The organism is Pectobacterium colocasium (genome assembly GCF_020181655.1).
In the GTDB taxonomy this organism is placed as follows: Bacteria; Pseudomonadota; Gammaproteobacteria; order Enterobacterales; family Enterobacteriaceae; genus Pectobacterium; species Pectobacterium colocasium.
The window spans coordinates 574,924-590,438 of record NZ_CP084032.1; the positions used below are offsets into that span (position 1 = coordinate 574,924).

General features: G+C 55.7%; 7 protein-coding genes. All 7 read right to left on the reverse strand.

Features of this window, described 5'->3' with window-relative positions; all coding sequences use genetic code 11:
* Nucleotides 1–15 precede the first annotated feature (15 nt).
* The 7 genes from LCF41_RS02630 to LCF41_RS02660 all read right to left on the reverse strand — a co-directional run bounded on the left by LCF41_RS02630 (nt 16) and on the right by LCF41_RS02660 (nt 15,022).
* Complete coding sequence (locus LCF41_RS02630; RefSeq protein WP_225086768.1) at nt 16–1,524, reverse strand: TolC family protein; 1,509 nt, start codon at nt 1,522–1,524, stop codon at nt 16–18.
* 50 nt (nt 1,525–1,574) lie between these two features.
* The gene (locus tag LCF41_RS02635) at nt 1,575–8,891 is read right to left on the reverse strand and encodes a putative Ig domain-containing protein (RefSeq protein WP_225086769.1); all 7,317 of its coding nucleotides are present in this window, start codon (nt 8,889–8,891) and stop codon (nt 1,575–1,577) included.
* A 106-nt stretch (nt 8,892–8,997) separates the two neighbouring features.
* Nucleotides 8,998–9,885 (reverse strand): phage tail protein, encoded by an 888-nt coding sequence (locus LCF41_RS02640; RefSeq protein ID WP_225086770.1) that lies wholly within the window; start codon nt 9,883–9,885, stop codon nt 8,998–9,000.
* Between the two features lie 474 nt (nt 9,886–10,359).
* Nucleotides 10,360–12,483, reverse strand: coding sequence for a site-2 protease family protein (locus LCF41_RS02645; RefSeq protein WP_225086771.1), 2,124 nt, complete (start codon nt 12,481–12,483; stop codon nt 10,360–10,362).
* Nucleotides 12,480–13,799 carry an efflux RND transporter periplasmic adaptor subunit gene (locus tag LCF41_RS02650; protein ID WP_225086772.1) on the reverse strand — a complete coding sequence of 440 codons (1,320 nt, stop codon included), beginning with the start codon at nt 13,797–13,799 and terminating at the stop codon, nt 12,480–12,482. Before LCF41_RS02650 ends, LCF41_RS02645 begins: the two co-directional genes overlap by 4 nt.
* Nucleotides 13,796–14,602: an efflux RND transporter periplasmic adaptor subunit gene (locus LCF41_RS02655; RefSeq protein ID WP_225086773.1), complete on the reverse strand. Its 807-nt coding sequence runs from the start codon at nt 14,600–14,602 to the stop codon at nt 13,796–13,798. Before LCF41_RS02655 ends, LCF41_RS02650 begins: the two co-directional genes overlap by 4 nt.
* Before the next feature lie 300 nt (nt 14,603–14,902).
* The gene (locus LCF41_RS02660) at nt 14,903–15,022 is read right to left on the reverse strand and encodes a DUF4034 domain-containing protein (protein ID WP_225086774.1); all 120 of its coding nucleotides are present in this window, start codon (nt 15,020–15,022) and stop codon (nt 14,903–14,905) included.
* Nucleotides 15,023–15,515 lie beyond the last annotated feature (493 nt).

Sequence of the window (15,515 nt, forward strand, 5' to 3'; positions counted from 1 at the left end):
CGGCAATGTTATGTATCAGAAAGATTGCAACTTATTGATTTTTCCCTGTTGCCAGTTGCCTTCAGCTTGGCGTAGAGACTGACTAATATCCGCAAGATTACTGGACGGCAGCGTTTTTGGCAGCAAATCCAGTCCGATCGTCGAGAGGATTTGTCCGTAGGTATTGCGTAGCTCTGCATAGGCCAGGTCCTGACGCAAACTGGCGTTGAGGGCATTGAGTTCACCTTGAATCAACTGCAATTCACCAATGCTGTTGGCCTTGTAGCGGTTTCTCAGTTGTTCGACGATTTGGGTGTCGAGATCGCGCAATTCCGCACTGGTCTTGTACTGCCGCTGCGCCTCATTGAAGTTGGCTCGGGCGATGTACAACTGCGCCATAATCGCCAGTGACATCGCCTGACGCTGTACTTCCGATACGGATTCATTAGCCTGCGCCGTTTTGTATGCTGCCGGCCCCGAGATAAGGTTAAAAAGATTCCAGGTCACCTTCACCCCAACATCTGCCCAACTCTGATTCGTGATGAAGGAGTTGCTGTCGTAGTGGCCTCCTGCGCTAATTTCTAGCCCTGGCAGCATACGCAGTAGTGATTTGCGCGTTTCTGCTGCACGGATGCGTGTTTGGTAATCCTGTTCTCTCAGCTCGGGACGGTTGAGCAGTGCACTCTGTTCTAGCGTTTTGATATCCACATTCAACTGTGGCACCGCCATATCATGACTATCTGGTAATGCCAGCGTATACGATGTGTCTAATGGCAGATTCATCAGGGTCGCCAGTTCAGTTTTCGCTAACGACAAGGCACGTCGTTGCTCTTCTAGCTGACGGGTGGCATCAATAAGTGCGCGACGATAGCTGAGAGCCTCAACAGGATCGCCAATCCGCTGTGTGCTCATGTTCTCGCTAGCCTCACGCGCCTGATTGACGCGAGCAATCAGACCATCAATGCGGCCAAGTAAACGTTCTGCCGTAACTGCACGCCAGTATGCTGAGCGCACATCCTGAAGGATGGTATGAACGACCTTACGTTTACGTTCGTCGGCTATCCAGCGTTGGTCAGCCCTTTGTTTCGCGCCGACGTAGCTGACGCCGAAATCGAGTACGTTCCATACCATCGTCAGGTCGGCTACGTCACGATTACGATCCAGCGATGTCGAAGGGGCTAATGATTGTGCGCCAGTCGCAATATTTGTACTGCTGGAGGCACTGGTATTGCTACGTCCGACGTAGCCTGCTGACATCGCGACTTGAGGCAGCATGTCGTAGCGTGCAAGTTCCAACTGCTGTTGTGATAGCGCTTGTTCCATCACACGGAGACGTGCTTCCAGGTTGTACTTGAGCGCTCTTGCCATCGCATCGTAAAGCGTAATGGACGTCGTAACGGGCTCTTGCTCGCTGAACATGGCGCTTCTATCCTGCTGGATACGCTGTTCACTTTGCTCTTTTGATATAGGTTGGCTGGTAACGGCACAACCGCTCACGGCCATCATGACAAGACTGAGGCTGAAAAACTTCCGACCCTTTGACACTATTCCGCCCTTTATCTTGTCCGTATTTGTTGTTTTCATGGTTGTTATTCTCATGAACGTTCTGCCCCAAAACTGTGTTTATCCATGTCAATCAACGCCTGTTCGATTGCCGCCAGCCGTTGTAATTTTGCATCACCAATGTGCTGTAATTGCCGCTCCAGATCGGGAATGAATTGACCCGCGGTGACTCCCGGCGGTGAGGTTAGCCGTGTACTTTGGGCATCACCAACATTAACCCCCTTCCAACTGCCGCTGGAGAAGACCTCCATGGGGGTGATTGAAGGCAGATTGATCCCCGAGAACAAGCCGGACAAGGCTGATGTCCCGCCTAACGCCCCACCTGAATTAAAGCTGGGGAATGACCCGAGCGAACTGTCAAAATGGTTGGTATCGCCGACGTAATTACCTTGCGCAAAGGTACCGGCTATCTGGCCGACCGGCATGATGCCAGCTTGTGGTTGACGTTGCGAAGCGTGGAAAATAGTCGATGTTATCGTCGCCGTATTGGCGACTTGGCTGCTGCCGACAGTGCCAAGCGAGGAAGAAGAAAATATTGCCCCGAGCGTGACGGACGAATCTTGTGACTCTCCCTGCGTAGAGATGATCAGATTGGTCTGTGGCCTGCTTGTGGATAAGGATGTGCTGTTACCCAGCCTGAATTCAGGATCTCCACCATCTACTTCTGCTGGGACGCTGATAATCGACAATGTGAATGTCGTGTTCACTGACGTGCTGCTGCTGTCGGTGGCGGTAACACGGATCGACAGGTTACCGACATCGGCATTGCCCGGCGTGCCGGAGAAGGTGCCGGTGGCGGGGTTAAAGGTCAGCCAGGCAGGCAGCGCGGAGCCGTCGGCCAGCGTGGCGCTGAGCGTCAGAGTGTCGCCCGCATCTGGATCGGTAAAGAGCCCCGGTGGCAGGGTGAGGTTCAGGCTGCCACCCTGTGCAATCGTCTGTGGTGGAATGGTGCCGGAGACCACGGGTGCGTCGTTGACGTTGGTAACCGTCAGGCCAAAGGTGGTGCTGACGGAGGCGTTGCTGCCGTCGGTGGCAGTCACGCGGATCGACAGGTTACCGACATCGGCATTGCCCGGCGTGCCGGAGAAGGTGCCGGTGGCGGCGTTAAAGGTCAGCCAGGCAGGCAGCGCCGAGCCATCGGCCAGCGTGGCGCTGAGCGTCAGGGTGTCGCCGATATCGGGATCGGTAAAGAGTCCCGGCGGCAGGGTGAGGTTCAGGCCGCCGCCCTGTGCAATCGTCTGTGGCGGAACGGTGCCGGAAACCACGGGCGCGTCGTTGACGTTGGTGACCGTCAGGCCAAAGGTAGTGCTGACGGAGGCGTTGCTGCCATCGGTAGCAGTCACGCGGATCGACAGGTTACCGACATCGGCATTGCCCGGCGTGCCGGAGAAGGTGCCGGTGGCGGCGTTAAAGGTCAGCCAGGCAGGCAGCGACGAGCCATCGGCCAGCGTGGCGCTGAGCGTCAGGGAGTCGCCCGCATCCGGATCGGTAAAGAGTCCCGGTGGCAGGGTGAGGTTCAGGCTGCCGCCCTGTGCAATCGTCTGTGGCGGAACGGTGCCGGAGACCACGGGCGCGTCGTTGACGTTGGTGACCGTCAGGCCAAAGGTAGTGCTGACGGAGGCGTTGCTGCCATCGGTAGCAGTCACGCGGATCGACAGGTTACCGACATCGGCATTGCCCGGCGTGCCGGAGAAGGTGCCGGTGGCGGCGTTAAAGGTCAGCCAGGCAGGCAGCGACGAGCCATCGGCCAGCGTGGCGCTGAGCGTCAGGGAGTCGCCCGCATCCGGATCGGTAAAGAGTCCCGGTGGCAGGGTGAGGTTCAGGCTGCCGCCCTGTGCAATCGTCTGTGACGGAACGGTGCCGGAGACCACGGGCGCGTCGTTGACGTTGGTAACGGTCAAGCCAAAAGTGGTGCTGACGGAGTCGTTGCTGCCGTCGGTGGCAGTCACGCGGATCGACAGGTTACCGACATCGGCATTGCCCGGCGTGCCGGAGAAGGTACCGGTGGCGGCGTTAAAGGTCAGCCAGGCAGGTAGCGCCGAGCCATCGGCCAGCGTGGCGCTGAGCGTCAGGGTGTCGCCGATATCGGGATCGGTAAAGGTGCCGGCCGGTACGATAAAGCTGAAGCTGCCGTCTTGTGCAATCGTCTGTGGTGGAATGGGGGTGGAAACCACAGGCGCGTCGTTGACGTTGGTAACGGTCAGGCCAAAAGTGGTGCTGACCGAGGCATTACTGCCGTCGGTGGCGGTGACGCGGATCGACAGGTTACCGACATCGGCATTGCCCGGCGTGCCAGAGAAGGTGCCGGTGGCGGGGTTAAAGGTCAGCCAGGCAGGCAGCGCCGAGCCGTCGGTCAGTGTGGCGCTGAGCGTCAGGGTGTCGCCCGCATCCGGATCGGTAAAGAGTCCCGGTGGCAGGGTGAGGTTCAGGCTGCCGCCCTGTGCAATCGTCTGTTGCGGAACGGTGCCGGAGACCACTGGCGCGTCGTTGACGTTGGTAACGGTCAGGCCAAAAGTGGTGCTGACCGAGGCATTACTGCCGTCGGTGGCGGTGACGCGGATCGACAGGTTGCCCACATCGGCATTGCCCGGCGTGCCAGAGAAGGTGCTGGTGGCGGCGTTAAAGGTCAGCCATGCAGGCAGCGCGGAGCCGTTGGCCAGCGTGGCGCTGAGCGTCAGGGTGTCGCCGATATCGGGATCGGTAAAGGTGCCGGCCGGTACGATAAAGCTGAAGCTGCCGTCTTGTGCGATGCTCTGGTCGGTCACGGGGGTGGAAACGACCGGGGGAAGATTATTATTATTAATCGTCAGCCCGAATGTGGTACTGACTGATGCATTACCGCTGTCGGTGGCGGTTACCCGGATGGTCAGGTTACCCACATCGTTACTTCCCGGTGTGCCGGAAAAGGTCCTGGTGGCGGGGTTAAAGGTCAGCCAGGCAGGCAGCGCCGAGCCGTTGGCCAACGTGGCACTCAGGATCAGGGTGTCGCCGCTGTCTACGTCAACAAACGTACCGGATGGCACGGTGAAACTGAACACCGCATCTTTTGTCGCACTTTGACCACTGACTGTGTTGCCGACAGTGGGCGCATCATTGACGTCGGTCACGACCAGCGATGCCTGCGCACTATTGGTAGAGAACGCGCTGCCGCCGCCGGAGGTTGAGGTATCCGCCAACCCCTTGCTAGCCCCCGCTGTTGCCGTACCGCTGGTCTGATCCCACGCTTTGAAACCTAACGTTGCGGTTTCACCGTTAGCGCTGTCTGGTACATAGCGAATCTGTGTCGTCGAACTGAGCAGAAGCGCCGATGAACTGGATACTGTGCCGACGCTAAACCAGTTGGCTCCGCTGTTCGTTGAGTATTGCCACGTCCCGTTGCCAGTGAGCGCCGTTAGCGCGATACCGCTGACGGCACCATTATCCACATCCGCGTAACCTGCCGCGCTCAGCAGCGACGATATCGATGTGGACGACGAGGTGACATCCTCCGTCGTGGTGGTCAGCGTCACCGTGGTGCCGCTGGATAAGGTCGGCGCATCGTTGACGTTGCTCACCGCCAGCGACGCCTGCGCACTGTTGATAGAGAACGCGCTGCTGCCGCCAACGGTCGAGGTATCTGCCAGCCCCTTAGTCGCCCCATTGGTTGCTGTGCCGCTGGTTTGATCCCAGGCTCTGAAACTGAAGGTGGCGGTTTCGCCATTGGCGCTGTCCGGCACGTAGCGAATCTGTGCCGTCGAACTGAGCAAAAGTGCAGATGAACCTGATACCGTGCCGACATTAAACCAGTTGGCCCCGCTGTCGGTGGAATATTGCCAGCCACCATTCCCCACTGTCGTGGTAATGGCGATACCGCTGGAAGCGCCGTTGTCTACATCGCCATAGCCGGCATTGCCGAGCAATGAGGATATTGTAGTCGCGGCAGATGTCACATCTTCAGTCGTCGGTGTCAGCGTCACTGTGGTGCCGCTGGATAAGGTCGGCGCATCGTTGACGTTACTCACTGCTAATGTCGCCTGCGCACTGTTGGCGGAGAACGCACTGCTGCCACCAGTCGTCGAGGTATCTGCCAGCCCTCTGGTCGCACCTGACGTTGCGGTGCCACTGGTTTGATCCCACGCTCTGAAACCTAACGTTGCGGTTTCGCCGTTAGCGCCGTCTGGCACATAGCGAATCTGTGTCGTCGAACTGAGCAGAAGCGCCGATGAACTGGATACTGTGCCGACGCTAAACCAGTTGGCTCCGCTGTTCGTTGAGTATTGCCACGTCCCGTTGCCAGTGAGCGCCGTTAGCGCGATACCGCTGACGGCACCATTATCCACATCCGCGTAACCTGCCGCGCTCAGCAGCGACGATATCGATGTGGACGACGAGGTGACATCCTCCGTCGTGGTGGTCAGCGTCACCGTGACGCCGCCGGATAACGTCGGCGCATCGTTGACCGGCGTAATAGTGAGTACCGCCTGATTGCTGCCGGCGCTGTTTAGCGAACCGTCATTGAAGGTCCAGTTCAGGGTGACGCTGGCTGGCGGATTGTCGGAACTGTTCGCATAGGTCAGGGATTGCAGCACCGCGTCAACGATGACCGAGGTCGCGTTGCTGTTGAACGTCAGCGTCAGTATCCCGTTCGAATTGGTGGTGACACTGCCCATCGCCGTGCCGTTGTATGTGAAATTTTGCCCTTGCGTCAGCACTCCCAGCAAACCGCTGTTGCCGAAAATATCATTGCTGTTGGCTCCGCCATTACGGGCGATGGTAATCGAGGAGCCGTTATAGTTGCCCAGTCCGCTGTTCAGTGCATCCAGTTCGGTGTCGGCGACCGTGACGTCGTTGTCTATCACCACGGCACTGCCGTTCTCTGTATAGGTGGCTCCGCCGTTTAGGTTGTTGAATACCGGCGCGGTATTGGAGGTCGAAGTAATCGACGAACTGTTGACCGCCGTCAGGCTGCCCGAGATGGCCCGCAGCGCCAGCGTATTGGTGCTGCCGCTATTGGTGTACTGGATAATAAGACCGGTGTAGGTGGCAATTCCCCCGGAGGGCGTCAGCGTTACCGTCGAGCCGTTGACGTCCTGATCGCCGGAGGTGACCGACAGACTGTTGACGGTGCCATCAACGGTGCCGTCGTTAGGATCGGTCACCGAGAGCGTGATATTGGTGGTGTAATCCTGATCCACCATGCCATTGGCATCGACTGCCCGCACTACCGGTACCGTGCTGAAACTGGTGCTTTGCCCATCCTGAATGGTGACGGGCACCGGTTGGGTGGAAAAAACCAGCCTTGTTGCGACCACGTCCGGATCGATTGATGTCGAGACGGCGTTGACCAGACTGCCAGACGCGGCGGTGAGGACAAAGTTGGCGTCGGCGTCGCTGGCAGAGGTATATTTCACGCCGTTGAAAGTAGCGATACCGTTTGATGCCGTCACTGATGTGGTGCCGGTCAGCGAGCCGCTGCCATTTTCGCTCAGCGTGACGGTGCCGCTGAAATCAGTATCGATATTGCCGCGATCGTCAACAGCGATCACGATGGGCTGGGTGGTAAAATTAATGCCGCTGACCACTGCGGTGGACGGCGACTGGCTGTAAATCAGTTTGGTTGCCGCCACATCAATACTGGCGCCGCTGCCGTTGGTCACATTGACCTGGCTGCCGGCAAAGGTGGAGCTGCCTGACCCGGTAGTAAAGTTATTGGCATTCACCGACAGCACCACCGTGTGGTGGTCCGTAATGTCGTTACTGCTGGTGTTGTCGTTGTAATACGCCTTGATGGTGTAAGTTTCGCTGCTGCTATTGGCAATCGACAGGCTGAGACCGGAAAACGTGATTCTGCCGGTGCTGCTGTCGTACGTACCAACTACGTTGGTGGCATCCGGGCCGCTGAGCAGAAACCGCATTTGGCTCAGTTCCGATGACGTCGCCGTCCCGCTGACATTGGCGTAAAAAGCGCTGACGGTGGTGGCCGAACCATCCGACGTACCGGGGTCGGTAATGGTGAAGTCCAGCAGCGAGGCGGCGCTGGCCGCAGAGGTGGCGGTGGTAGAGAATGTCGTCGCTTCGCTGGACGGCCCGGCAGTGACGGTCGATGTCGCATCCACCGAAGACGCGGCCCGAATATTGTTTAACACCAGGTTATCCAGGTAGTACTCATTGGTACCCGATGTCGTAATGGTGATTGACGAAACGCCGACAAAATTGCTGTTAAAGCCGCTGACCGTGGTATAAGACACCGCCCCGGGAAATGTCAGCACCCCGCTCTTATTGTCCCCACTGGTCGATTTACTGGATGAAACTGTGTAGTTCATGTTCCCGACGCCATCGGCATTCAACATATCCAGTGAAGACAAGTCAAAAATATAGCCGGGAATGCTGATGGTGAAAGTCAGCGAATTTGACGAGCTGGAGCCATCCGTTTGCACGTCGTATATCATGGTATTGCCATCGCTGTTTAACCCAGCCAGCACGTTACCGACAAAATCGAAATGCAGGGTATGCGTCCCTTCCTGCCAGGTCTGATTATTACCGCTACCGCCGCTGGAGCCGGCTTCAAAAGTGAAGGTATCCAGCACGCGGGTATATCCGCTCTGCGTAGCCGCCGTTAACGCGAGGTCGGTGGTTATGTTGCCTACTTGCGCTTCCAACACCCAGTCGCCGTTCAACGCCGCCGACCCAGTCAGATCGGTAGATGCCGCCACATCGGCTCCGGTTAACGCAGCCAGATCGCTGATGAAAGCTTTCCCATTGATTCCTTCCGCTACATTACAGCCATAAAGCAGAATATCGCCGGCATCGCTTAACGCCTGGCCGATGGTCGTCAGGTCGGCGCTTCTGCTGGCAAGCATGCTGTCGGTTAATGTGACGTTCCCCAGCGTCAAACGGCCTTCACCACCATTGCTGATAATATGGATAGCCTCATAACCGGTATGCGTTTGCGCCCACTGCGCTATCTGGCTTAATCCATCCTTGCTGGCATCCAGCAGCACCACCTCAACCCCGTCTTTTACGCCGTGAGCCAGTTGCTGGTAATCTGCCACCGAGGTGTCAATAAACACCACTTCTTTATGCGTGGTGCTGCCCGCCATCGCAACGCTGCTGTCCGCCGAAGTCGTTGAATCCTGAGTATTGGTCTCATGCTGGTCAGACTGACTGCTGACAGTATGCGAGGCCGTATCCGCTGTCGCGGTTTGCGTCGCTGTATCTTGTGTTGTGGCGGTTTGTTCAACGGTGGCAGCTACCGCACCATCAAATAGCATTCGCGCTTCCAGCATGACCCCCAGAGGCGACTCCGCGTTGAACTCAACGCCCTGTGAAACCTGACGACTTTTTTTACCCAGCCAATGACGCCACAACATAAGGATACCTTTCAGGATGTGATTTATTTACAACACAGACCAGCCCGCGTTATGCCGGACTGGTCTGTTTTTTCAGGTAATTGCCCACGAACCATCCTGTTAGTTATCAATCAGGACGCGGTGGATACAGTCCATTAGCCATAATGCAAACGGTCAGCCCTTGCGAAGGCGACTGGGTCGCCACGTTAACCACTGGCTGCGCTACCCCTGTTACGTTTACCGCCACTGTTCCGCCAGTGACTGTCGGTATCGTTATCGGGAACGACGGAATCGTTGGCGTACCCGTTACCGTACCGCCGCTAATAGACGAGGTAATGGTGCCGCTCACCGGGCCGGTAAGCGTCTGGCTAGGCCCTATAGTAGTATCGGCAGTCGCCGTAGGATTATAAATATTAGGCGCCCCCAATGCGGGTTTGGCCAGTATCGCGCCATTGGTGGGCAGCGATGCGTTACCAGCGACAGCAGACCCACCTGCAATTTTCAGCAGGCCGGAAGTCGCTGCCGTCAGGCTGTGCGTATTGGTGATGGTCTGGCCATTTACCGTTAAGCCGGTACCGGGTTTTTCTGGCACTGTAACTGTGGTCGTAGAGGTGGTTGCAGTAAAGGCCGCGATGTGGTTATGCGCGGGTAAAGGCACGGTAACATTCACCGCCGGATTACCGATTTTCTGCCCGAGGGTGACGGTCTGTAACCCGAGCCCGGTACCCGTTCCGACTGCCGAGCGTCCACGCAAATCAGGTATCCCGAAGGTGGTTGAGCCGTTACCGCCGAACTGGAATCCCAACAGGGAGTACAACGCCTGATAGCTATTGATAGGGACAGTCTGACCGTTGGCTGGAAGCCAGCCGCGCGGGCAAAAAGACATAGCAAAAGAACATACGCTGCCAGTATAGGATTCGTCATTACAGGCCATGGCACTTTGAGGAATAAAAGCACCCACGGTGATAGCGGTAGTGATTGCTGATGTAACAAATAAACGCTGAATATGCCTCATACACATCCCTCCTGGAGGAATAGCAGATTTATTAATATTAATAACCAACCGTATAATTTTGATGAAAAATCAAATACTAAGGGAACAGTGGTGCTATAAAATCTGTATGACACATCAGAAATATAGCTCAGTCAGGAAAGAAAATACTACAAAAAACAACATTAATTTACAGTTACCATTCAAATGAAATAAGCAGAGAATCACATAAGTTTATTTTTCATTTATTATCAATAGGGTGGTGTGATTTATCAGTCAGCGAGAGATACCCTAAATAATTCGGGGTTCAGGACAAAAACGGCAAGGCATTTTTGAACACGGCTTGCAGCGGCTCTTTAGGGCGGGGAACTCGATGGGCCGCATATTTAAATGCAGCCAACGCACATGCAACTTGAAGGATGTCGGGTATACCTCGGGGGATCATCATAAACACCTTATGGCTATCGCAAATGTGATAGATACCCCGGCTTATCCTCGTCAAAACCCGCTTTCCCTGATCCCCAACGCGGCAACCCGACGCCATACCGCACCAAGAATGGATTCTTTTTCCCCTTCCAGAATAACGCTGCCCCGCAGAGGCTGTTGCGGCGGCAGGAATTGCTCCTCCTGTACCATAAAACGAACGCGGTACTGCGCTTGTACCGGTTGGGGATTGTGGTCGCGGTCGCGGCGCACGGCGATGGGGCCATGGCGATCGGATGCCAGCATTTCTTGCTGTAACCAGGCGGTGCCGGTTGGCGCAATGTCTTTTAGCTGTACCGTCAGGCGGGGATAAGCCGGGTCGTCTGCGATAAAATCGCCCGTCATGCCTGCTTTTGCGCGTGTCAGGGAGTCTTCTGGTAAATATCCCTGCACTTTGCCTGTCCCTTGCTCAACAACGCGCAATAAGGGCATGTCGGTGGTCAGCCAGCGGCCCTCAGTCATATCCCTTGCCACATCTCTCACTTGCCCCGCCTGCGGTGCTGTGATCGACAACCGCTGACGCTGCGCATCGAGCCCCCGATAGCGGGCCAGCGATTCAGCCAGTTGCTGGTCAAGTACTTGCGTTTCGCTGGCGGTTTCCTGACGACCCGCCCCTCGTTGTCGTTGCTGCTGTAAGACGGCGATCTGCTGACGTTCAATATTGAGTCGATAGTCCAGATCGGGTGACGCCAGCTCCAGCAACAGCTCGCCAGCTTTGACTCGTTGACCGTCGGTGACATAGCGCGTTTTTACCTGAGCGGCAATTGGGGCATACAGCACACTGACGCTTTCTGCCTCCAGTACCGCCGGAATACGAATGCTGCCGCGCCAGGGAAACAGCAGCACTAACAGCACCGCCGCCAAAATCAGGCCTGAACGTCGCAGGTTGACGAGATGAGCAGTTTGACGCATGGACCACCAGATATGTATTTCTTTAACTACCGGGAGCACGATAAACCAGCCAATTTCTACCAGCATCAGAACGATGCCAATTACCTTGATAAAAAAGTGATACACCAGCAGCGCAATGCCAAAAAACAGGAAAAAACGCCACACCCATGAGGCATAGCCCCATATCAGGAGCCTGCGCTGCATTGAGGGTGACCAAGTGTGTGGTGCCGGGCGACCATAGCCAAACAACGCTTCGCGCAGCCGCCAGCGGCACAGAGCATAAGCACGATCCTGCAGGTTTTCCACCCGCCAGAAATCGCTCAGCAAAAAGTAGCCGTCAAAACGCATAAGGGGGTTGAGGTTAACCACCAGCGTGGTGATCCAAGTCGCGCTGGAGAGCATGAAAGAGGCGGTACGCACCGGGCCGTCAGGCAATAGCGCCCAAACCAGCAGCGCAACGCATGCCAGTATCAGCTCAGCCAGAATCCCGCCGGCGCTGATCAATAACCGGGCGCGTTGATCCTTTAGCTTCCAGGCATCGCTGACATCGGTATAAAACAGCGGGAATAGCACAATAAACGCTACGCCCATGGTCTGTACCCGACAACCAGCGCGCTTAGCCATAAAGGCATGCCCCAGCTCGTGGATAAATTTGGCGAAAATCAGCGCGATGCCGAAGGCTACCATCCCTTGGAGGCTGAACAGGTGGGGAAAGGAGTGGGTATAGCGAACCCAGTCCCGGCTGACAAGAAAGCCCCCCAGCAGCAATATTAATGGTAAGACGATCCGTAAAAGCGGCAGACCGTAGCGTTGCAGCCAGGGCCAGCAACGGTTGAGTATCGGGTCTGGTCGCCATAACGGAATGCGAAAAAACAAATACTGATGCAGCAGGGTTTTCCACAGACTGATCCGCGATGCTGCGGCCTTGCGAGCATAGGCCTGTCGTTGTATTGGATCGCTAGCCGCAATGAGATCGTGGTTACGCAGAAACCGCAACAGCTGTTCCAGTTCTTTATCCTGCAAGGGCAAACCGGGTTCACGGTTAGCGGCGTCTAGCACCCATTGAGGACGGCGCAACGACCAGTGCCGCAGTAGGCGTATTGCCGATGGTGTTAGCGTGAAATACCGTCCAGTAACGGAGTCAACCAGCACCCATTGCTGTGCGCCGTCCAGGCCGGTCGCCGATTCTACCAGTTGCAGATCGGTTCTCAGCGCGGGCAAAAAATGCCCCATCCCTCCACCTGTCATAACCCAACCGACTGGCGTAATACGGCAAGCGGTCGCCGGAACAGATATACCGCCAGCGGCACATATTCACCGGATACTTTTGCGGTACCACGTAACCCGATGCGCGGAGGGTTCCCTGTGAAACGAGCATCCAGCCGATATGCTAAATTGCCTGCTGGGGTTTGTTCCGATTCGTAGGCAATACGATCTAGCCGTGCGCCATGCGGTGTTACTGGATCACTATCGAGAAACAGGGTAATCGGCGCATTCGGTTCTAGCCGAATAGCATCACCCACATCGAGTTCGATACGCAGCGATACGGATGCCGGATCGGCCAGATCCATCAGCCGTTCTCCGGTACGGACCGGTTTACCGGTCCAGCGTTCGGCATCGGCAAATACCGCGATGCCGTCCCGCTCAGCACGAATTTCGGTGCGGCTCAGCAAGGCATTAGCGTAATCACGCTCAGCGCGCTTCTGCGCGACCTGTGCCGCAAGAAAATCCAACCTTGCCTTGGAATCGGCATCCTGAAAGGCACGCTGTGAACTGGCGCGGTATTCCGCTTCTGACACATTCAACGCTCGCTCAGCCACATCTGCCTGCGCTTTCAGCGTGGTATCGTCGAAACGCACCAACAGGTCGCCTTTGCGTACACTCTGGTTAGGTTGTACGGCAAATGCCTGAATCACCCCGTCTAGTGGGGCGGCAACAACACGTCCGTTGAGCGGAATTACCTCTGCCGGTGCTAGCACCGACTGACGCACCGGAATAAACAAACACCCGATCACCAGCAGAAGGGGGAGCGCCAGTTTCCAGCGCCAGCGCGTACGTTGCCTCGATTGCTGTGGCTCTAACGCGAGCCAGGCATGGCTGTATGCATGGGCAAGTTGTTCCATCAGTAATTGATCGGCTTGCTGCCAGGGTTGTTCACGGGCATACCAGATGCCGCCAAACGTGTGTCCCTGACGATCTTTCAGCGGTGCCCACAGAACCTCGGGGGCAGATAGCGTTTGCCAGTCGTTGCGGCTTCGCTGATCCAGTGAGGCTGCCGCTACCACTCCACACTGTTCATGCTGTTGTTGACGCTGCAACTGTGCACAGGCTCGTTCAACAAAGGCGACAAAAGGGGCGTGGGGCGCGGGCTGTGTCACCCCTGTGACGGCTCGCACGGTGCCGTTAATGACAAGTGCAGCATGGCGAAACCCGAACAGATCCTGAGCATCGTTGACAATGCAATAGGCGAGCTCTTCAATGCGATGAGCCGATCGTGCCTGGTGCTCAATATCCAGAAAACGGGCAAAGATGCGTTCGGAAGAGGGCTGCGGCTGCGTATTCACAGTTTCTCCGGGAAGTGTGCTGTGCCGCTCATACCGGCCATCAGGCTGCTGTCTTTGTTTTCGATAACACCGGTCAGACTAAGCGTTTGGCTGCTCTCATCAATACGTGCGCCAAGCCGTGTGACCTTGGCCTGTAACGGTTTTCCGGTTTCATCCGGCGTGAAGGTAAAAACTAATCCGGGTTTGAGCACCGACAGAAGTCGTGATGGGACGAGTAAGTTGATCTCTAGATTGCGGTTATTCACCACGTCCAGCAGTGGAGCACCTTGCGCCACACTCTCAAAGGTTTGCGCACGGCGTTTCACCACCTGACCGTCGAAGGGGGCTGTGATGCGACAACGGTTGACCTGAATTTGGTAAACCTGGCTTTCTGCCTGCGCTTGTGCAAAGTGCGCGGCTGATAACGATACCGCGTGTCTCCCCACTGATTTCATCTGTGCCAACTGCTGATTTTGGCTTAGCTCCGCTTCTGCGGCTCGTGTAGCGGCAGAAGCCGCAGCCAATTGAGCCTGGTAAATGGAACAGTCAAACCGCACCAGCAGATCGCCTTTCTTGAAGGATTCCCCTTCTCTAAACGGTATTTCCACAATACGTCCAGCCAGTTCGCTGGACAGCGTGGCTTGCTCCACCGCTATCAGAATGCCGCGAGCCTGATTGTCAGTAGGCGTGAGAGAGGAGGTGTCATGAGAAGAGGGTATTGCCAGGAGTGGATCGCTCGTTTGCGCATGGGCCGCAAACGCGAATAAGGAAAATGCCAGCAATTGAAAAGCGTGGCGAAATATTACGTTACTGAAACCATCCACACTGACCTGCCTTATTTGTTGAGGTGTGTGCCACGTCAGAAAAGATAAAGGGACTTTCTGAATTTTCACTTATTAACGGTGCTTATTTTGGGGAATATAATCGTACAAAATGCGCTGCATTGACAACTGTAATAGAGAGCCATTCTGGTCTTAGTTTGTCGTTTTAACCCTGACTTGTACGGTTTGAGACCCGATGGATATTAACGCCTGAAAATAACAGGGGCAGCGCTGCCGCCCCTATCATACGATGCTGTGATTGCCCACCTCGCGGAGAGAAGGAGATAGGCGTGCGGTTGTGGATTACTGGTGTTCTTGTTCCAGCAGGGGATCAAGTGCATCGAATTGATGCGTTTTGAGCATCTCGCGCAACTGCGCGCGGCGCTGCACCAATGCGGTGAGTGATTCAGAGATTGATGTCATAGAGTGAGTTCTTACGCTGTTGTTGAGTTATAACGCCGACAACATCGTGCTTTATCAGCAGCATGTATTGGCAGGGTTTCGGGTTGTTATCAGCTCAATATTGCAATGGCAGTGTTACACCATTGCACGAGCAAGACGTTCAGATAAACACAGGAAAACCAGAGGACTGCTGCACACAGAGTACGGGTAGGCTATCGCAAGATGTGTCATCCCTGAGTATGTACGCTACGAGTGTACTGATGTGGCTTCCTTGTACTGCGATCGGTGGCATCTAACTGATAATGGTTACCGTTATACCAACAAATTAGTGCGTAGACATCGATATTTACATAAATGTAAACAAGCATTTAAAGGTATGTGAGTGGGGCTTTATGCATGACGTTCCCTTTAGAGGAGGTCTTTCATATGCCCATCTGAGGAGATCTCTAAAAAGAGCATAGCTTGAGGGGACAGGATAATTATAAAAGCCACCTCGTCGAGAAGCAGCTTTTAA

Bases quoted from the DNA above. Each gene is read 5' to 3' on its own strand.
- LCF41_RS02660 (WP_225086774.1), bottom strand. From the start codon at position 15,022: ATGACATCAATCTCTGAATCACTCACCGCATTGGTGCAGCGCCGCGCG.
- LCF41_RS02640 (WP_225086770.1), bottom strand. From the start codon at position 9,885: ATGAGGCATATTCAGCGTTTATTTGTTACATCAGCAATCACTACCGCT.
- LCF41_RS02635 (WP_225086769.1), bottom strand. From the start codon at position 8,891: ATGTTGTGGCGTCATTGGCTGGGTAAAAAAAGTCGTCAGGTTTCACAG.
- LCF41_RS02645 (WP_225086771.1), bottom strand. From the start codon at position 12,483: ATGACAGGTGGAGGGATGGGGCATTTTTTGCCCGCGCTGAGAACCGAT.